General features: G+C 68.4%; 13 protein-coding genes and 1 pseudogene. 8 read left to right on the forward strand and 6 right to left on the reverse strand.

Annotated features, from left to right (window positions below):
• The first annotated feature begins 89 nt into the window (after positions 1-89).
• A complete protein-coding gene (locus K4L06_RS15355) occupies positions 90-2894 on the forward strand; it encodes a S8 family serine peptidase (RefSeq protein WP_221672225.1) in 2805 nt (934 codons plus the stop codon).
• Between the two features lie 281 nt (positions 2895-3175).
• Here the strand turns inward: K4L06_RS15355 and K4L06_RS15360 are convergent, their stop codons facing one another.
• The 4 genes from K4L06_RS15360 to K4L06_RS15375 all read right to left on the reverse strand — a co-directional run bounded on the left by K4L06_RS15360 (position 3176) and on the right by K4L06_RS15375 (position 7721).
• Complete coding sequence (locus tag K4L06_RS15360) at positions 3176-4333, reverse strand: isovaleryl-CoA dehydrogenase (protein ID WP_221672226.1); 1158 nt, start codon at positions 4331-4333, stop codon at positions 3176-3178.
• Position 4334: 1 nt separating this feature from the next.
• The gene (locus K4L06_RS15365) at positions 4335-5093 is read right to left on the reverse strand and encodes a carbonic anhydrase family protein (protein ID WP_221672227.1); all 759 of its coding nucleotides are present in this window, start codon (positions 5091-5093) and stop codon (positions 4335-4337) included.
• A 133-nt stretch (positions 5094-5226) separates the two neighbouring features.
• A complete protein-coding gene (locus K4L06_RS15370; protein WP_221672228.1) occupies positions 5227-6330 on the reverse strand; it encodes a Glu/Leu/Phe/Val dehydrogenase dimerization domain-containing protein in 1104 nt (367 codons plus the stop codon).
• 1070 nt (positions 6331-7400) lie between these two features.
• The gene (locus tag K4L06_RS15375) at positions 7401-7721 is read right to left on the reverse strand and encodes a hypothetical protein (protein ID WP_221672229.1); all 321 of its coding nucleotides are present in this window, start codon (positions 7719-7721) and stop codon (positions 7401-7403) included.
• Positions 7722-8166: 445 nt separating this feature from the next.
• Between K4L06_RS15375 and K4L06_RS15380 the strand changes: the two genes are divergently transcribed.
• The gene (locus K4L06_RS15380) at positions 8167-11760 is read left to right on the forward strand and encodes a methylmalonyl-CoA mutase family protein (protein ID WP_221672230.1); all 3594 of its coding nucleotides are present in this window, start codon (positions 8167-8169) and stop codon (positions 11758-11760) included.
• A gap of 308 nt (positions 11761-12068) precedes the next feature.
• Here K4L06_RS15380 and K4L06_RS15385 read toward each other — a convergent pair.
• Together K4L06_RS15385 and K4L06_RS15390 are read right to left on the reverse strand one after the other, a co-directional pair.
• Positions 12069-12460 (reverse strand): annotated as a pseudogene (locus tag K4L06_RS15385) (methylmalonyl-CoA mutase family protein); the annotation flags it as partial.
• Between the two features lie 48 nt (positions 12461-12508).
• Positions 12509-12823 (reverse strand): hypothetical protein, encoded by a 315-nt coding sequence (locus tag K4L06_RS15390; protein ID WP_221672231.1) that lies wholly within the window; start codon positions 12821-12823, stop codon positions 12509-12511.
• Positions 12824-12926: 103 nt separating this feature from the next.
• Here K4L06_RS15390 and K4L06_RS15395 point away from each other — a divergent pair, with 103 nt between their 5' ends.
• The 6 genes from K4L06_RS15395 to K4L06_RS15420 all read left to right on the forward strand — a co-directional run bounded on the left by K4L06_RS15395 (position 12927) and on the right by K4L06_RS15420 (position 18428).
• Positions 12927-14699, forward strand: a complete 1773-nt coding sequence (locus K4L06_RS15395; protein ID WP_221672232.1) for a proprotein convertase P-domain-containing protein — start codon at positions 12927-12929, stop codon at positions 14697-14699.
• 377 nt (positions 14700-15076) lie between these two features.
• A complete protein-coding gene (locus tag K4L06_RS15400) occupies positions 15077-15922 on the forward strand; it encodes a methyltransferase domain-containing protein (protein WP_221672233.1) in 846 nt (281 codons plus the stop codon).
• 90 nt (positions 15923-16012) lie between these two features.
• Entirely contained in the window at positions 16013-16570 is a 558-nt protein-coding gene (locus K4L06_RS15405) for a DUF3228 family protein (protein ID WP_221672234.1), read from the forward strand.
• 85 nt (positions 16571-16655) lie between these two features.
• On the forward strand, positions 16656-17048 hold the full coding sequence (locus K4L06_RS15410) for a GFA family protein (protein ID WP_221672235.1): 393 nt from the start codon (positions 16656-16658) through the stop codon (positions 17046-17048).
• A 214-nt stretch (positions 17049-17262) separates the two neighbouring features.
• The gene (locus K4L06_RS15415) at positions 17263-17619 is read left to right on the forward strand and encodes a hypothetical protein (RefSeq protein ID WP_221672236.1); all 357 of its coding nucleotides are present in this window, start codon (positions 17263-17265) and stop codon (positions 17617-17619) included.
• Positions 17616-18428 (forward strand): zeta toxin family protein, encoded by an 813-nt coding sequence (locus K4L06_RS15420; RefSeq protein ID WP_221672237.1) that lies wholly within the window; start codon positions 17616-17618, stop codon positions 18426-18428. The genes K4L06_RS15415 and K4L06_RS15420 overlap by 4 nt, the downstream gene beginning before the upstream one ends.
• Positions 18429-18586: the final 158 nt, after the last annotated feature.

Below are 18586 nucleotides of genomic sequence, written 5' to 3' on the forward strand. Positions count from 1 at the left end.
TTGTCGCGGCCCCGGGCTTGGACTAAAACGTGACCGAGCGCAGCCCTTCCGCAAGGGTGCGGACGCTGCGCCTCCTACGGGGGTGTGCGATGAAGCGATACGCAGCGGTGGCGCGGCCGGGAGCGCGCCTGAGCCTGTCCGCGCTGGTGCTGGCCCTGGCCGCCTGCGGCGGGGGCGGCGGAGGCGGCGGCAACCTCCGCGCCGATCCGCCGCCGGCCACGCCGCCGCCGACCACTCCGCCGCCGCCGAGCCCGAACCAGCCTGCGGCCGACGTCCACCTGGCCCTGACCAACGCCCGCGCCGCGCACGCCCTGGGCCTGACCGGGCAGGGCATCCGCATCGGCGTGGTCGACAGCGGGGTGCGCCGGACCCATCCGGCCCTGGCCGGCCGGGTCGGGCCGATGCTGATCTACACCGACCCGCGCACCAACAACCACGCCATCGACGACGTGCTCGGCCACGGCACCTATGTCTCGCAGATCGCCGCCGGCACCCCGGTCGGGCAGTGGCCCGGCGGCATCGCTCCGGGCGCGCAGATCGTCTCGGCGCGGATCCTGGCCGACACCCGGCCCAGCGACGACGGCTCCGGCCAGGGCAACCAGGCCACCAACAACGGCGGCCTGGACATCGTCAGCCGCGACCTCATGAACGCCGGCGTGCGGATCATGAACAACTCCTGGGGCGGCCTGTACTGGACCGGCGACAACGTCACCCAGAGCTTCATCGCCGCCTACCAGCCCTTCATCGACAACGGCGGCCTGGTGGTGTTCGCCACCGGCAACGAATCGCGCCCCGACCCGACCGACAACGCTTCGCTGCCCAGCCAGGGCGCCGGCGCCTCGATCCTGGAGCGCGGCTGGCTGGCCGCGGCCGCGCTGGACAGCAACAACCCGACCCAACTGGCCAGCTATTCCAATGCCTGCGGCATCGCCATGCGCTACTGCCTGGTCGCGCCCGGCAATGTCATCGCCACCGGGGTCAACGACGCGGTCGGCAGCCCGACCTACTGGTTCATCCAGGGCACCTCGTTCGCCGCGCCGCAGGTGTCCGGCGCGGCGGCGCTGGTCTGGCAGGCGTTCCCTTACTTCAACAACGACCTGGTCCGGCAGACCCTGCTCGGCAACGCCAAGGACCTGGGCGCGCCCGGGGTCGACCCGGTGTTCGGCTACGGCCTGCTCGACATCGGCGCGGCGGTGCGCGGCCCGCGCCGGTTCGATTGGGGCGACGTGCGGGTCGCCTTCGACGGCAGCTCGACCTGGTCCAACCCGATCGCCGGCGCCGGCGGCCTGATCAAGGAAGGCAGCGGCACCTTGCGCCTGGACAGCGCCGCCGCCCACACCTACACCGGTGCGACCCAGGTCAACGCCGGCGTGCTGCGCTTGAACGACAACGGCGTGCTGGCCTCGCCGCTGGCGGTGCGGCCGGGCGCTAGCTTCGTCGGCGGCGCCGGCGCGCGGGTCGGCAATCGGGTCGACAACCAGGGCGCGCTGCGCCTGGAAGGCGCCGGCCTGCGCATCGACGGCGACTACCTGCAAAGCGCCGGCGCGCAACTGCAGTTCCTGATCGGCTCGCGCCTGGAGGTCGGCGGCAGCGCCAGCCTGGCCGGCGGCGCGCACGTGCTCGGCCAACTGCCGGGCTATGTGCGCTCCAGCCGCGAGGTGTTCCTCAACGCCGGCAGCGTCAGCGGCACGTTCGACAGCCTGAGCAGCGCGCCGGGCGTGTTCCTGCTGGCGACCCTGGGCTACAGCGGCACCCAGGCCTGGCTCGATATCGTCGCGCTCAACATCACCGCGGCGGCGCAGAGCATCGGCGTGCCGACCGCGGCTGCGGCCGCGGCGCAGCGCGTCGACGGCGCCCTGGTCGGCTTGAACGGCGGCGCCGCGGCGAACGGCGACGGTGCGCAGGGCGGGTTCGGCGCCGGCCTCGGCGCCTTGCAGCGCAGCGCCGACACGGCGCAGGCGCGGCGCTCGCTGACCAGCCTGTCGGGCGAGCTGCACACCGCCGACGCGGCCTTCGCGCAACTGGCGATCGAGGCCAACCGGCGCGCGCTGGAGTCGCGCCTGGACGCGCAGGTCCGGCGGCCGCAGGACGGCGCTTGGAGCGAGCGCCTGGACGCGCAGCGCGTCGCCGCCGGGCGCTACGAGCTCGACGCCGACGGCTGGGTGATGGGCCAGGACCGGCGCCTCGGCGCCTGGACCTATGGCGCCGCGCTGAGCCGCAGCGAAGGCTATGCCCGCCACGCCGAACTCGGCGACCGCGAGCGCAACCGGCAGACCGAGGCGCAGCTGTACGCAGCCTGGAACGGCGAGCGCAACTACGCCTTCGGCCGCGCCGCGTTCGGCTACATGGACCGCGAACTGCAGCGCGAGATCGCCCTCGGCGCGAGCCGGTTCGGGGTCGGCAGCGACTACGGCGAGCGCTACCTGCACCTGGGCCTGCAGGCCGGCCGCCGCTACGGCCGCGGCGCGACGGTGTTCGCGCCTTACCTGGGCGCCGAGCTCATGCGGCTGCAGCGCGAGGGCTTCGACGAGCCCGGCGCGCTCGGCTTCGGCCTGCGCAGCGAAGCGTCCAGCCTGCAGGCGACCCAGGCCCTGGCGGGCCTGCGCCTGCAGCGCGAAGGGCAGTGGGGCGGGACGCGCTGGCGCTGGGACGCGCGCGCCGAATGGCAGCGCCGGCTGAGCCTGCGCGGCGACGCCATCGCCGCGCGCTTCACCGCGATGGAGGTGTGGGCGCCGATCCTCGGCGAGCCGCTGCCGGAGGAAGTCGGGGTGCTTGGCTTCGGCCTGGACCTGCGTTTCCCGCGCGCCGGCGAGCTGCGCCTGGATCTCGACCAGCGCTACGAAGACGGCCAGCCGCGCTTCGGCGCGATGGCGTGGTGGAGCTATCCGTTCTGACGCGGCGCTCGCGCCGCGCCGATCGCAAGCGGCGCGAGCCCCTGTAGGAGCGGCGTGAGCCGCGACGGAGAAAGCGCAGGAAGGCCAACGGCATCGCAATCGGCCGAAGCGCCGTACCGTCGCCTGCTTGCGGTTCGCGTCGTTGCCGAGGTGTCGCGGTCGCGGCTCACGCCGCTCCTACTCCCGAAGGCGCGAGGCGAAGCGCGATGGGGGCGCAAACCAAAACGCCGTCGCGGTTGCGACGGCGTTCGGGTTGCGGCGACCGCGGGACGCGGTGTGGCTCAGCTCTTGCCGTCGAACAGCTCGCGGCCGATCAGCATGCGGCGGATTTCGTTGGTGCCGGCGCCGATCGCGTACAGCTTGGCGTCGCGCAGGATCCGCCCGGTCGGGTACTCGTTGATGTAGCCGTTTCCGCCCAGGGTCTGGATCGCTTCCAGCGCCACCTGCACCGCCGCATCGGAGGCGTGCAGCAGGCAGGAGGCGGCGTCGACCCGGCTCTTGTGGCCGGCGTCGTAGTCGCGCGCGACCTGGTAGGCGAAGGCGCGGCTGGACTGCAGCGCGGTGTACATGTCGGCGATCTTGCCCTGCATCAGGCCGAAGGTGCCGATCGCCACGTCGAACTGCTTGCGCTCGCGCACGTAGGGCAGGGCGATGTCCAGCGCCGCCTGCATCAGGCCCAGCGGGCCGCCGCTCAGCACCAGACGCTCGGTGTTGAGGCCGCTCATCAGCACCTTGACCCCGTGGTGGACCTCGCCGAGCACGTTCTCGGCCGGGATCTGGCAGTCCTCGAACACCAGCTCGCAGGTGTTGGAGCCGCGCATGCCCAGCTTGTCCAGCTTCTGCGCGGTGCTGAAGCCCTTCATGCCCTTCTCGACGATGAAGGCGGTCATGCACTTGCTGCCCGCGTCCTTGCCGGCGGTGCGCATGTACACGATCAGCACGTCGGCTTCGGGGCCGTTGGTGATCCACATCTTGTTGCCGTTGGCGACCCACACGCCGTCGCGCAGCTCGGCGCGGCAGCTCATCGAGCCGACCACGTCGGAACCGGCGCCCGGCTCGCTCATCGCCAGCGCGCCCTTCCACTCGCCGCTGCACAGCTTGGGCAGGTACTTCGCGCGCTGCGCCTGGTTGCCGTTGGCGTACAGGTTGGACACGCACAGGTTGGAGTGGGCGCCGTAGGACAGGCCGACCGAACCGGACGCGCGCGAGATCTCCTCCATCGCCACCAGGTGGGCCAGGTAGCCCATGTCGCTGCCGCCGAACTCGCCCGGCACGGTCATGCCGAGCAGGCCCAGCTCGCCGAGCTTGGGCCACAGGTCCTGCGGAAACGCGTTGTCGTGGTCGATCTGCGCCGCGCGCGGTGCGATCTCGGCTTCGGCGAAACGGCGCACGGCATCGCGCAGTGCGTCGATTTCTTCACCCAGGGGAAAACTGCGCATATCAGCCCTCGTAACGAATCAGCGGCCGCCCATTGAGCGGTTGGAGGTTGCGGTTGTTGCGGCGGTAGTGCGACAGGAACCCGTCGATCTGCCGTTGCGACATGGTCACCGGCGCCGGCATCACGTACCACTCGACATTTTCCGTCAGCGGCGGGGTCGTGAGCGAGCCCAGGTAGTGGTAGTAGGCGTGCGACTTCGGGATCAGGCCCTCGATGTCGATCTCGTGCTGGGCCGGCTTGCGGCCCGGCTGCAGGCCGTCGAGCACGTCCTGCGCGACCGGATTGGCCTGGCCCTGTTCATACATCACCCCGATCACCGCCAGCCGGCCGTCCTGGGCCTTGAACACAAAATGCCCTTCGAGCGGGAAGTGGCGGCCGTCCAGGGTGTGTTCGCTTTGCGAATGGAAGTGGAACTGGGCCAGCTTGAAATGGCGGCCGCGGATGGTGGCTTCGGTGGCGTGGGTGTCGACCTGCACCGCATGGCCGTTGTCTTCGACCTTGTCGACCGGGCCGTGGGTGTGTTTGAACTCGATCGCGCCCGGCTCGGCCGCATCGGCGGCGACGGCGCTGGCGGTGACGATGTCGATCGGCGACTGCGACTTGGCCGATGCGGCCTGCCAGGACTCCTGGCGGTCGTAGTCGTAGACCTCGCGGTGGCCGGCGGCGGCCGGTTCGTTGGCCTGCACGGCGCAGGCGCCGGCGAGAGCGAGGGACAGGGCGACGGACAGAATGAGGGGTGGGGCGATGGCAAGCTTGGGCATGGCGGGCTCCAGGGGCTGGCGACGCGAACGCGAAACGGACACACGGCGAAGGGCGCGTCATGCTAAACGCAGCGACGCGCCATCCCCCTATGTCGGATGCGACGACGGGGCCGTTCGGCCCCGTCGAAGTGGATCAATGACCGCCGCGGATGCGGCCGCGGAAGCTCGGCGTGCTGCGGCCGAGCGGCAGCTTGAGCTTGCCGATCGCGTTGATGCGCTCTTCGGCCAGGCGGTCGGCGGCGGTGTAGGTCGGGATGCTGTCGCGCTCGGCGATCTCGAAGATGCGGCCGAGGTTGTGGTAGATCGTGCGCATCATGCGCATCGCGCGCTCGCGGTTATAGCCGTCGAGTTCCAGCGCCACGTTCATCACGCCGCCGGCGTTGACCGCGTAGTCCGGCGCGTACAGGATGCCGCGCTTGGCCACTTCGTCGCCGATGGCGTTGTTGGCCAGCTGGTTGTTGGCGGCGCCGCAGATGATCTTGGCCTTCAGGCGCGGCAGGGTCTGCTCGTTGACGGTGCCGCCCAGCGCGCACGGCGAGTACACGTCGGCGTTGACGTCGTAGATCTCGTCCAGGCCGACCGCTTCGGCGCCGTACTCGGACACAGCCTTGTCGACCAGGCCCTTGTTGATGTCGGTGACGAAGATCTTCGCGCCGCGCTCCTTGAGCAGCTTGACGAATTCCATGCCGACGTGGCCCAGGCCCTGCACGGCGTAGCTGTACTTGCCGACTTCCTCGTCGCCGAAGCGCTTGTTCAGCGCCGCCATCAGGCCCTGCAGGGTGCCGTAGGCGGTGAACGGCGACGGGTCGCCCGAACCGCCGTGGACCTGATGCACGCCGGTGACGTACTCGGTCTCGCGGTACACGTATTCCATGTCGTTGACGTCGATGCCGACGTCTTCGGCGGTGATGTAGCGGCCGCCCAGCGAATCGACGAACTTGCCGAAGGCGCGGAACAGGGCTTCGGACTTGTCGGCCGACGGGTCGCCGATGATGACCGCCTTGCCGCCGCCGATGTTGAGGCCGGCGACCGCGTTCTTGTAGGTCATGCCGCGGCTCAGGCGCAGCACGTCGTTGAGCGCGTCCTGCTCGGTCTTGTACGGCCACATGCGCAGGCCACCCAGGGCCGGGCCGAGCACGGTGTTGTGAATCGCGATGATGGCCTTCAGGCCGGCGTCCTTGTTATGGCAGAAGACGACCTGCTCATGGCCGAAGGTGTCGAGGGTTTCGAAAATCATCGGGTGCTCCGAACCGGCGCGGGCTGCGCGTAGCGCTGGCGACGCCAGGTGGTGTGTAAGTCGTTGAATGGGAATGGATTGGCCGGTACGTCGTGGCGGTAGGGCCCGGCGTAGCGCGGCGTAGTCTAATGCAATCGGCCGATACGGCTAGGTATTGCAAGGCCCGCGCCGTCGTGGCTGGCGGGGCAGGGAGGCGCATTCAGGAAAGTCCGCGGCGGCGCCTTGCGCGCTCGGCATGGGCGGCGCGGCGTCGGGGTGCGGGTTCGACTTCCGCGCGGCATCGCCGGTTTTTCGCGCAGCGACGGCGGTACGGCGGACCCGCTCGCCGTGGCGCGGCCGGACGGCGCGCACAGCGACTTTGCCGCGGCTGGCTGTTGGTTGTTGCGCAGCGGCATGCGCGCAAGGCAACGCACGAGCGTTCGCAACGGCGCTGGCGAGGTTGTGTCCATCGTGCGGCTTGTCTCGATCCAAATCCGCGTCGCGCGCATCGATGTGACGTGGGGTACTGCGCGCAGGATGCGCCCGGATTCTGCGTGGCGCCGCTGCGTTCGCGCCTGGCAGTCCTCCGGTGCTTTACGACGCTGCGTTGGCCGCAGCGAGCGACGACGCGGCGACGGAGGTCGGCTGCTCGGAACCTCGGCAGGCACGGAGGGCGTTAAGCCGTAAGCGGATACGTGAGGCGACGGCGATCGACGGACGGCTTAACACCCTCCGTCCCCTCGGTGTCCGCGTCGCCGCCGCGAGCGCGTTGGCTTCGATTGCCGGAACCGATGCGAGGTCCCAGGACTTCGTCGCGATCGCGCAAGGACTGCGAGGCGTCGCCCGTGCGACGCGCATGCGCCGCCAGGGCGGCGCCGGGGAACGGTCGCGACGCGGTCCGGCGCCGACCGGCCAGCCGGGGGGCTCGGCCGGGCGGCGCTTATGGATCGACACGGCACGCACGGCGCCGCCGCCGCGCAGGCGGCGAAGGAGTGGCGAAGGGACGGAGGGCGTTAAGCCGCGGACCGCAGACCGGTTTTCAGATCGTCACCACGCGGCTTGACGCCCTCCGTCCCTGACGGATCTGTCGATCAGCGGCGAACCCAGTAGCCGTCGCGGAACCGCCAACCCGGGCCGTGGTGATTCCAGCGCGGCCCGACGTACACATAGCCCGGCCGCACCCGCAGGTAATGCCCGCCGACCCAGACATAGCCGCGTCCGGTCCAGCGCCAATGCCCCGGCGCCCAGGCGTAGCCCGGCCGCGGCCGGATCCGCTCGTAGCGCGGCGGCGGAGGCGCCACCCGCACCACGTCCACATCGATATAAGTCCGCGCCTGCGCCGCCGGCGCGGCTACGCCCGCCATCGTCGCCACGCCGAACACCGCCGCCATCATCCACGGACGCATCGCCATCGTCGTTCTCCTCGTAGTCGGCGGCCACCCGCCGGTCATCGGACACAACGCCGGACCCGCGCCGTCTGTTGACTCGGTCTCGCGCAGCGTTCAGACCCGCGTCGGCTTACTGAAGCTGCGCTGCATCCGTGGGACACCGCTCCTAAAGAAGAACAGGGGTAGGAGCGGCGCGAGCCGCGACTGCGTCGTCGCGATCGGCACCGCCCCCTTGCCATCGACGTTCGATCCATCCCCGGGACTTGCGCCGCCGCTCACGGTTTCGCGGTCGCGGCTCGCGCCGTTCCCGCCCCCGGATTGCGGGGTTGCGGCCGCGACCTGCGTCGCAACCGCGGTTTCTCCGCTGCAAACCGCCTAGCACCATCCCCCACCGCACGGCAAGCCCGCGAACGCGGGTGCCCGCGCGGGGCTACAATACGCGCAGCCCGCAACGCGTATCGAGATGCCCATGAGCACCACCGCTGCCAACGTTCCCGCCGCTCAGCCCGACGCCACCCCGCTGCGTTTCGTCACCGCCGCCAGCCTGTTCGACGGCCACGATGCGGCGATCAACATCATGCGTCGCCTGATCCAGGGGCAGGGCGCCGAAGTCGTCCATCTCGGCCACAACCGCTCGGTCGAGGACGTGGTCCGCGCCGCGCTGCAGGAAGACGCCGACGGCATCGCCCTGTCCAGCTACCAGGGCGGCCACGTCGAGTACTTCAAGTACATGGTCGACATGCTCAAGGAACGCGGCGCCGGCCACATCCGCGTGTTCGGCGGCGGCGGCGGCACCATCACCCCGGAAGAGATCCGCGAGCTGCAGGCCTACGGCGTCGAGCGCATCTACCATCCCAACGACGGCATGCACATGGGCCTGGTGGCGATGATCGAGGACGTGGTCCGCCGCGCCAGCGACGCGCGCCTGCCGACCGAGCCGACTCCGCCGCTCGCGCATATCGACGACGAGATCAGCATCGGCCGCACCCTCAGCGCGATCGAAGAGAACGCGCTCGACGAGGCGCAACTGGCGCACCTGCGCAAGCAATGGCAGTTGGCCGGCGGCAAGACCCCGGTGGTCGGCATCACCGGCACCGGCGGCGCCGGCAAGTCCTCGGTCACCGACGAACTGCTCAACCGCTTCCTGGCCAACTTCCCCGACATGCGCATCGCGGTGATCTCGGTCGACCCGACCCGCCGCCGCACCGGCGGCGCGCTGCTCGGCGACCGCATCCGCATGAACTCGCTGCGCAGCCATCGCGTCTACATGCGCTCGATGGCCACCCGCCGGCAGAACGCGGCCACCAACACCGTGCTCAAGGACTGCATCGGCTTCCTGCGCAGCCTGGGCTACGACCTGGTCATCGTCGAAACCGCCGGCATCGGCCAGAGCGATTCGGAGATCGTCGACCTGGTCGACTTCCCGATGTACGTCATGACCAGCGACTTCGGCGCGCCGAGCCAGCTGGAAAAGATCGACATGCTCGACTACGCCGAGCTGGTGGTGCTGAACAAGTTCGACAAGCGCGGCGCCGAAGACGCGCTGCGCGACGTGCGCAAGCAGTGGAAGCGCAACCGCGTCGCCTTCCAGACCAAGGACGAGGACGTCCCGGTCTACCCGACCATCGCCAGCCAGTTCAACGACCCGGGCATCAGCTGGATGTTCGCCAACTTGTGCCGGTTGTTGCGCGAGAAGCTGGGAGTCGGGAAAGGGGAATCGGGAATCGGCGTCGGTCGCTGCAGCTTCGATCCCCAGATCGACACCTCGCTCAAGGAACCGCGCGCGACGGTGCTGATCCCGGGCAGCCGGGTGCGCTACCTGGCCGAGATCGCCGAACAGGGCCGCTCGATCAACCGGCAGATCGAGACCCAGTCCGAAATCGCCGACCGGGCGCAGTCGTATTGGCAGTCGTTGCACGATCTGGAAGACGCTGCATTGCCGAGGGCGCTGGACCTGTATGCCGGCGAAGCGCTGTTGCCTGCGGGCCCTCACCCCGGCCCTCTCCCGCAAGCGGGAGAGGGAGCAGGGCGGAGCGACGAGCAAAACACCTCTCCCGCGAGCGGGAGAGGTCGCGCCGCAGGCGCGGGTGAGGGCAGCCCGGTCGCCATCGACCGCACCCTGCTGACCCTGCGCCAACGCTACAACGACGCCGTCCAATCGCTGACCTCCGAAGCGCTCAAGCTGCTGCGCGATTGGCCGGCGCGGCTGAAGTCGATCACCGACGAGGTCAACGAATACAAGGTCCGCGACAAGGTCATCCGGGTCGAGAACTACCGCGAGTCGCTGAGCCACCAGCAGATCCCGAAGATCGCCGCGCCGACCTACAAGAGCTGGGGCGAACTGCTGACCTTCCTGCAGAAGGAAAACCTGCCGGGCTACTACCCCTACACCGGCGGCGTCTATCCGTACCGGCGCACCGGCGAAGACCCGATCCGCATGTTCGCCGGCGAGGGCACCCCGGAGCGCACCAACCGCCGCTTCCACTACCTCTCGGTCGGCCAGCCGGCCGCGCGCCTGTCGACCGCGTTCGACAGCGTCACCCTGTACGGCGAAGACCCGGCCGTGCGCCCGGACATCTTCGGCAAGATCGGCAACTCCGGGGTCAACATCGCCTCGCTGGACGACATGAAGAAGCTGTACTCCGGCTTCGACCTGTGCGCGCCAAGCACCTCGGTGTCGATGACCATCAACGGCCCGGCACCGATCATCCTGGCGATGTTCATGAACACCGCCGTCGACCAGCAGGTCGAGAAGTACCTGCGCGAGGACCAGTCGCGTTGGGACGAGGCGCGGGCCAAGATCGACGCCCTGTTCGAAGGCCGCCAGCGCCCGCAGTACAGCGGCCAGCTGCCCGAGACCAACGACGGCCTCGGCCTGGGCCTGCTCGGCGTCACCGGCGACCAGATCGTCGACGCCGAGACCTACCAGCGCATCCGCGACAAGACCCTGGCCACCGTGCGCGGCACCGTCCAGGCCGACATCCTGAAGGAAGACCAGGCCCAGAACACCTGCATCTTCAGCACCGAGTTCGCCCTGCGCATGATGGGCGACATCCAGCAGTTCTTCGTCGACAAGAACGTGCGCAATTTCTACTCGGTGTCGATCTCCGGCTACCACATCGCCGAGGCCGGCGCGAACCCGATCAGCCAGCTCGCCTTCACCCTGAGCAACGGCTTCACCATCGTCGAGTACTACCTCGCCCGCGGGATGAAGATCGACGACTTCGCGCCCAACCTGTCGTTCTTCTTCTCCAACGGAATGGACCCGGAGTACACCGTCATCGGCCGCGTCGCCCGCCGCATCTGGGCCCGCGCAATGCGCGAGCGCTACGGCGCCGACCCGCGCAGCCAGATGATGAAGTACCACATTCAGACCTCGGGCCGCTCGCTGCACGCCCAGGAAATCCAGTTCAACGACATCCGCACCACCTTGCAGGCGCTGTACGCGCTGTTCGACAACTGCAACAGCCTGCACACCAACGCCTACGACGAAGCCATCACCACCCCGACCGAGGAGAGCGTGCGCCGCGCGGTCGCGATCCAGATGATCATCAACAAGGAGCTGGGGCTGAACTTCAACGAGAACCCCTGGCAGGGCAGCTTCATCGTCGACAAGCTCACCGACATCGTCGAAGAGGCGGTGTACAAGGAGTTCGAGGCGATCAGCGAGCGCGGCGGCGTGCTCGGCGCGATGGACACCATGTACCAGCGCGGCAAGATCCAGGAAGAAAGCCTGTACTACGAGCACAAGAAGCACGACGGCAGCCTGCCGCTGGTCGGCGTCAACACCTTCCTGCCCAAGGACCACGGCGGCGACATCGTCACCGAGATCGAGCTGATCCGTTCGACCGAAAGCGAGAAGGGCCAGCAGATCGACAACGTCCAGGCCTACCAGGTCGGCCGCAACGGTTATGCCGGCGAAGGCCTGCGCGGCCTGCAGGCCGCCGCACGCGAACGCCGCAACGTGTTCGCCAGCCTGATGGAGGCGGTCAAGACCCACAGCCTGGGCCAGATCAGCCACGCCCTGTACGACGTCGGCGGCGAGTACCGCCGCAACATGTAAACCGGCGCTTCCGCACCGGCTGCGACGAAAGGCCCGCGCAAGCGGGCCTTTTCGTTTCCGTGCACCAGCCCATGTAGGAGCGGCGTAAGCCGCGACAGCCGAAGCGGCGAAATACCGCGTACTCACCCGAATCGACCGATCTCCAAGCTTCGCAGCGACAGCCGCCGCGGTCCGAGCCTCGGCGGTAGACGCTTGCGACCCTCGCTTCGGTGGTCGCGGCTCACGCCGCTCCTACATGGGCTGGTGCACGGAAACGAAAAGGCCCGCGCAAGCGGGCCTTTCGTCGCAGCCGGTGCGGAAGCGCCGGTTTACATGTTGCGGCGGTACTCGCCGCCGACGTCGTACAGGGCGTGGCTGATCTGGCCCAGGCTGTGGGTCTTGACCGCCTCCATCAGGCTGGCGAACACGTTGCGGCGTTCGCGTGCGGCGGCCTGCAGGCCGCCGCACGCGAACGCCGCAACGTGTTCGCCAGCCTGATGGAGGCGGTCAAGACCCACAGCCTGGGCCAGATCAGCCACGCCCTGTACGACGCCGGCAGCGCGTACAGCGCCTGCAAGGTGGTGCGGATGTCGTTGAACTGGATTTCCTGGGCGTGCAGCGAGCGGCCCGAGGTCTGAATGTGGTACTTCATCATCTGGCTGCGCGGGTCGGCGCCGTAGCGCTCGCGCATTGCGCGGGCCCAGATGCGGCGGGCGACGCGGGGGCGCGGTCGCGGCCAGCGCGGCAAGATCCAGGAAGAAAGCCTGTACTACGAGCACAAGAAGCACGACGGCAGCGTGATCGACGTCGCGGATGCGCGACGGTCGGCACTTATCCGATCATTGTCAACGGCCGCTCCGGCGATCTGCTGGCCCTTCTCGCTTTCGGTCGAACGGATCAGCTCGATCTCGGTGACGATGTCGCCGCCGTGGTCCTTGGGCAGGAAGGTGTTGACGCCGACCAGCGGCAGGCTGCCGTCGCGCACCGCGCGCACGCAAACCGCGCTCGCCCGCACGAAGTCGACGACCGCTCGCCGCACCTCGCCAGGACTGTGCCGCAAGCACGTTCGTTCATCGCGAATCATGCGGGCCCTCTCAATCGGCCATTCGGCGTTCTGGGAAGATCGCCGCGCCTCACGGCACCGGCGACGCGGGGGCGTCGCCGGCATCCCTTTCAGGAGCGGTCCTATGACTATCCCGCTGCGACGGCTGCGCGCCGTCGCTCAGTGCGTTTGGGTGCTGGCTGTACTGGCGTTGGCGACGGCGAACGTCGCACACGCCCAAACGAAAACGCAGTCCGCCGGCAAGACCGTCGGCGACTTCAGCATCGGCGTCGAGCCGCGCACGGTGTTCAGCAGCCGGGAAAGCTCGGTCGCGACCTACGTCGTACTCAGCAGCTCCGACCAGTTCGAGAGCGCCGCCGCGCTCACCGTGTCGAACTTGCCCAGCGGCGTGAGCGCGAATTTCTCGCCGGCCGCGCTGGCCGCGACCGCCAACGGCAGTTCGCGCTCCAAGCTTACCTTGAACGTCGCCGCCGGCGCGACGGTCGGCACTTATCCGATCATTGTCAACGGCCGCTCCGGCGATCTGCTGCGCACTACCACGGTGAACCTGGTGGTGACCGCCGACGCCGGCTACAAACTGGTGCTGTCGGGCACCCAGCACGTGACGCCCATCGGCGGCAGCAGCCAACTGCCGGTGACCGTGGTCGGCACCGCGTTCAACGACCCGGTGAGCCTGGGCGTGACCGGCCTGCCGGCCGGCGTCAGCGCCGCGTTCGGCCTCAATCCGGTCAACCCCGGGGCCAAGGCGGCGGTGAATTCGACCCTGACCTTGCGCGCGTCCGCGCAGGCGAAGCAGGGCCGGTACCCGTTGACCATCACCGGCACGTCCGGCGGCATCGTGCGCAGTGCGGCGATCGACCTGTACGTCAATCCGGCGCCGGATTTCACCTTGTGGACGGTGGGGCGCAGCCGCGCCCTGGTCGCGGTGACCCAACAGGCCGGCATCAGCGGCTGGCTGGACATCAACGCGCGACCGCTGCACGCCTGGAACCAGCCGATCGCTTTCTCGATGGAAGGCCTGCCGCCCGGCGTCAGCGCGCGCTTCAGTCCCGCGGTGGTGAACCCCTACGGCCCGACCAGCATCGCCTTCACCGCCAGCGGCGACGCCGCGCCGGGCAACTATCAGGCCAACGTGGTCGCGACGGCGGCCTCGGCGACGCACCGCTTGCCGGTGCAGCTGACCGTGCTGCCCTACATCGACCCCAGCCGCCTGCCCAACGAACTCACCCGCGTCGGCATGTCGCTGCGCGCCGGCGAGTCCTTGTTGTTCAACATCATGAAACCGGAAGGCTACGCGCCCGGCTTCTACCTCAACACCCAGGTCGGTTTCGGCACCGGCCGCGGCACGCTGTACGTGCGCGAAGGCGCGCCGCCGACCGATACCGAGTTCCATTGCCGCACGTCGGGCGTGTGGAGCACCTTCTGTCGGGTCGAACGCAATCCGCAGGCCGAGTTCCCAATGACGTACTTCCTGCGCCTGAAAGCCGATACGGATATCCAGGGCGCCAGCGTGATGGCGGCCTACGGCGCCGCCTACGACGCCCGCCCGCGCGCGCTGTTCGCCAACCCGACCGATTACCTGGTCAACGACAACACCGTGGTGGAAAGCCCGCTGACCGTCGCCGGGCTCAACGGCAACGGCGGCGCCGCGCGGCTGAGCTATCGCATCAGCCATCCTCATCGCAGCGATCTCAAGATCGAACTGATCGCCCCGGATGGCCGCGCCTACCTGCTGCGCGACCACCACAACGGCCCGATCAACCCGAGCCCGGAACTGCCCCTGGACCTGACCGACCAGGTCGCCAACGGCGTGTGGAAACTGCGCGTCACCGACGACGTCCTCGGCGGCTCCGGCACCTTGCTGCACTGGACGCTGGATTTCTTCCGCAAGCCGTAGCCCTATCCGATCCACGCCCCGCCTTCGCTGTTCCCTTCTCCCGCTTGCGGGAGAGGGGCAGGGGTGAGGGCAAACCAGCCGCGACGACTTCCCCAAAGCTCACGACACCCAGTCTTCGCCGTTCCCTCTCCCGCCTGCGGGAGAGGGGCAGCGGTGAGGGCAAACCAGCTGCGACGACTTCCCCAAGATCACGACACCCGGCTTTTGCCGTCCCCTCTCCCGCCTGCGGGAGAGGGGCAGGGGTGAGGGCAAACCAGCCACGACGACTTCCCCAAGATCACGACGCCCAGTCTTTGCCGACCCCTCTCCCGCTTGCGGGAGAGGGGCAGGGGTGAGGGCAAGCGCAACAGGCAAGACCGGCGCCTTACACTGCGCGCATGGAACAACTCAGCGCCCTGCTGGCGCAACTCGGACACGACTCCGCGCTGGAACAGCCCGACCGCGTTCCAGCCCGGCTCGACGCGCTCGACCGCATCGATGCCTGGCTACCGCACGCGACCGACGTCGACCTGCGTCGCCGCGCCCAGGCCGCCGCCGACCGGTTCGAAGCGCTCAACGCCGCGTTCTACGACGACCTGCGCCAGGACATCCGCAACGGCCACGGCGCCGCGCGCCTGCTGCACTACGCGGCGGCCTGGGCGCGCGAGGTGGCGACCAGCGACCCGCAAGCCTACGACCTGCTCGACGAGCTGATCGCCGGGGTACTGCCGTTCGGCGAGCCTCAGGCCCCGCAAGTCGCGCTGGCGCCGGACATGGTGTTCTACCAGCCCACCCCGGCCCGCCACATCCTGGCGATGATCCGCGCCAGCGAACTCGGCGCCGGCGACGTGCTCGTCGACCTGGGCTCCGGCCTGGGCCACGTGCCGCTGCTGGCCGCGATATGCACCAGCGCCGAAACCGTCGGCATCGAACTGGAACCGGCCTACGTGGCCTACGCGCGCCGGGCCGCCGCCGACCTCCACCTGGCCAAGGTGCGTTTCGTGGAAGCCGACGCGCGCCATGCGGATGTCTCTTCCGGCACCGTGTTCTACCTCTACACCCCGTTCCAGGGCGCGATCCTGGCCGAAGTGCTCGAACGCCTGCACGCACAGGCCGCACACCGCGCGATCCGCGTCTGCAGCTTCGGCCCCTGCACGCCGACGCTGGCCGCACAGCCGTGGCTGGCCCGACAGGACGCCGGCGACGCCTACGGCCCGGCGCTGTTCCATAGCGTCGCCGGCTGAGCCCGCCGACGCGCCGGAGCGTGCGGGCAGGGCAACGCGCAGGACCGCCGCGCCCGTACCCGCGCGCCGCCGCTCCGCGATAATGCCCGCATGACCATCTTCCTCACCGACTTCGCCCGCCCGCGTCTGTTCCCGCGCGAACCGCGCCGCAACACCATCCAGGACATCACCCCGGAGCAGTTCGAGCGCCACCTCAACGACACCCCGCCGTTGATGGTGCTGGACGGCTACGCCCCGTTCTGCAAACTGCATGTGCACCGCAACTGGACCAGCACCCGCTGCCTGGCGGTGCCGATCACCGACGCCAACCGCCACCTGCTGCGCAGCGGCTACGACGCCCGCACCAAGGACGAACTGCCGGTGCTGGTGCGCTGGTTCGAAGACCTCGACCCGCCGGTGGCCGAATACCTGATCGTCATCCTCTACAGCCGCGAACAACTGGCCAAGGAAGGCACCGCCATCGATGCCGACTGGGGCGTGGTCGGCTGCATGTACACCGCCGAGCCGCTCGAGACCCCGATGGCCCCGATCACCATGATGCGCAACGCCCTGGGCGTGGAAGAGGGTGGCTCCGGCGTGGCGCTGGACCGCGAGGCCTACCGGCGCAGCGTCGAGTTCTGGAGCGCGCACGCCAACTGGCGCGGCTGAAGCCAGAAACCGCGCACGGTTCGCATTGCAACGTCGCCGGATTCGTCGTACACCGGGCAGCGGTCGTCTTCGAAGGAAGCCCAGCATGGACCGAACCACCGCCGGTTGCCTGTGCGGCAACGTCCGCGTCGTCGCCACCGGCCGGCCCTATCGGGTCGGCCTGTGCCACTGCCTCGACTGCCGCAAACACCACGGCGCCCTGTTCCACGGCTCGGCGATCTTCCCCGCCGACGCGGTCAGCGTCGAAGGCGAAACCCGCCACTACCGCAACCGCCACTTCTGCCCGAACTGCGGCTCGCCGGTATTCGGCCGCAGCGGCGACGAAGTGGAATTGAATCTGGGCGCCCTCGACGCGCCCGACCAATTCCAGCCCACCTACGAACTGTGGACCGTCCGCCGCGAATCCTGGCTGCCGCCGTTTCCGCTGGCGCATAGCTACGAGCGCAATCGCGAAGGCGGGGGGCGTTACGAAAACTAGGCCAAACAAGCTAATTGGCATATTCGTCCACGCATCGCGAACGTCGAAACACTGCCTGACTCGGTACGACCGCAACCCACGGTTGCGGGTTTCGTTCATTCAACCCGATCGATCGAACAATTTGTGCCGAAACCGCCGCGCAAGGCTTGCAAGCCGGCCCCGGGATAGAGGACTTTTATCCGGCCCCAACGCCCACTCAGGAAGAGGACGCCGCATGTGGATATTCAAGACCAAGCTGCCGCCCCCGGAAGTCCCGCTCAGGTTGCGCGAATTGCTCAAGGACTACCCAGGGCATGTCGAAAACTTACAAACAGTCCTGAATGAATTCGCAGAGCCGACGCCCCGAGTGCAGCCATTGGACGAGGCCATCTGGGCACTTCAGAACCGGCTCGACTGCTTCCTTCAAGAGGCCGTTCGACAGCTTGAAGCCGCGCAGGCCGACGGAAATCCCTTGTCGCTCGACGCGGCCGAACGCGCAAGATCGACGATGGGCCGCGCGCTCTTGAGCTTCGACAGCGATCCTGACGGGCTTGGGCGTTACTTCAAGCGGCACAAGAAGGCATTCGAATGACCTCCCAAGAGCGCGTGTTGGACATAGGGGGCGGCGAGATGATTTTCTGGGATCGGATCGTTCCGGATAGCGGCATGGAGCAGGCCGCATCCCACTCCCAGCCCAAGGCGATCTTCTTGGTGGGCCAGCCGGGCGCAGGGAAAAGCGCCCTGATAGCCATGGCGAAAGCAGACCTGGGCAATGATCTGATCATGATCGACCCGGACAGGCTCCGCAGCTATTGGCCGGGTGTGCGTGAACTGCGCAACGCGAGCCCATACGCCTGGCGTCTCGATACCGACCATGATGTCGGCCTCTGGGCCGCCGCCTTGCAAGAGGTGGCGGTTCGAGACCGTAAAAACATCATCATCGATACCATGTTGAGCGACGCGGAAGCCCTGCTCGACCAGATACGGTTACTGCAGGTCGAGAGCTATGAAGTTCAAGTCCGAGTCGTGGCCGTGCATAGATTGGAGAGCGAACTCGCCGTCGATGCGCGCTTCCTGAGTGGCTTCCTCCGGGACGGTCACGGTCTTTATCACCAGGAAACCTTTCGTAAGCAGTGCTACGAGAACATGCCCAGCTACTTGAACCGCGTGCGCGGTCAAGCAGAAATCCCGATCCGCATCTTCAATTGCGATGGTCTGGAGATCTATGACGGCCGCATCAACCCAGCGCCGCCCGGAGCGGCGCTCGAGCAAGCCCGCGACGCCCGGCTTGCCGATCCAAAAGTCACCAAGGCAGTGCATAAGGGGCTGAAAAAGCAATCGTCGCTGCATCGCGACCTTCCCGAGTTACTCGCGCGCATGACCGAGCCGCCGATGCCATGAGGTGGGAGTTCTGATGCCGGACTGATTCCTTCCGAGGTGAGACTTGGCAAATTGTTTGTACACCTTGACCCTGTCGAAAAGCTCGTGGCTTCGGTCGTGAGGATGCAATGAGCTAGCCAAAAGCAGTCTCGCGTGTCCAGGGGCGCGGGCTTTCTAGT

The organism is Lysobacter sp. BMK333-48F3, from assembly GCF_019733395.1.
GTDB lineage: Bacteria > Pseudomonadota > Gammaproteobacteria > Xanthomonadales > Xanthomonadaceae > Lysobacter.

Bases quoted from the DNA above. Each gene is read 5' to 3' on its own strand.
- K4L06_RS15355 (WP_221672225.1), top strand. From the start codon at position 90: ATGAAGCGATACGCAGCGGTGGCGCGGCCGGGAGCGCGCCTGAGCCTG.
- K4L06_RS15360 (WP_221672226.1), bottom strand. From the start codon at position 4,333: ATGCGCAGTTTTCCCCTGGGTGAAGAAATCGACGCACTGCGCGATGCC.
- K4L06_RS15365 (WP_221672227.1), bottom strand. From the start codon at position 5,093: ATGCCCAAGCTTGCCATCGCCCCACCCCTCATTCTGTCCGTCGCCCTG.
- K4L06_RS15370 (WP_221672228.1), bottom strand. From the start codon at position 6,330: ATGATTTTCGAAACCCTCGACACCTTCGGCCATGAGCAGGTCGTCTTC.
- K4L06_RS15375 (WP_221672229.1), bottom strand. From the start codon at position 7,721: ATGGCGATGCGTCCGTGGATGATGGCGGCGGTGTTCGGCGTGGCGACG.
- K4L06_RS15380 (WP_221672230.1), top strand. From the start codon at position 8,167: ATGAGCACCACCGCTGCCAACGTTCCCGCCGCTCAGCCCGACGCCACC.
- K4L06_RS15390 (WP_221672231.1), bottom strand. From the start codon at position 12,823: ATGATTCGCGATGAACGAACGTGCTTGCGGCACAGTCCTGGCGAGGTG.
- K4L06_RS15395 (WP_221672232.1), top strand. From the start codon at position 12,927: ATGACTATCCCGCTGCGACGGCTGCGCGCCGTCGCTCAGTGCGTTTGG.
- K4L06_RS15400 (WP_221672233.1), top strand. From the start codon at position 15,077: ATGGAACAACTCAGCGCCCTGCTGGCGCAACTCGGACACGACTCCGCG.
- K4L06_RS15405 (WP_221672234.1), top strand. From the start codon at position 16,013: ATGACCATCTTCCTCACCGACTTCGCCCGCCCGCGTCTGTTCCCGCGC.
- K4L06_RS15410 (WP_221672235.1), top strand. From the start codon at position 16,656: ATGGACCGAACCACCGCCGGTTGCCTGTGCGGCAACGTCCGCGTCGTC.
- K4L06_RS15415 (WP_221672236.1), top strand. From the start codon at position 17,263: ATGTGGATATTCAAGACCAAGCTGCCGCCCCCGGAAGTCCCGCTCAGG.
- K4L06_RS15420 (WP_221672237.1), top strand. From the start codon at position 17,616: ATGACCTCCCAAGAGCGCGTGTTGGACATAGGGGGCGGCGAGATGATT.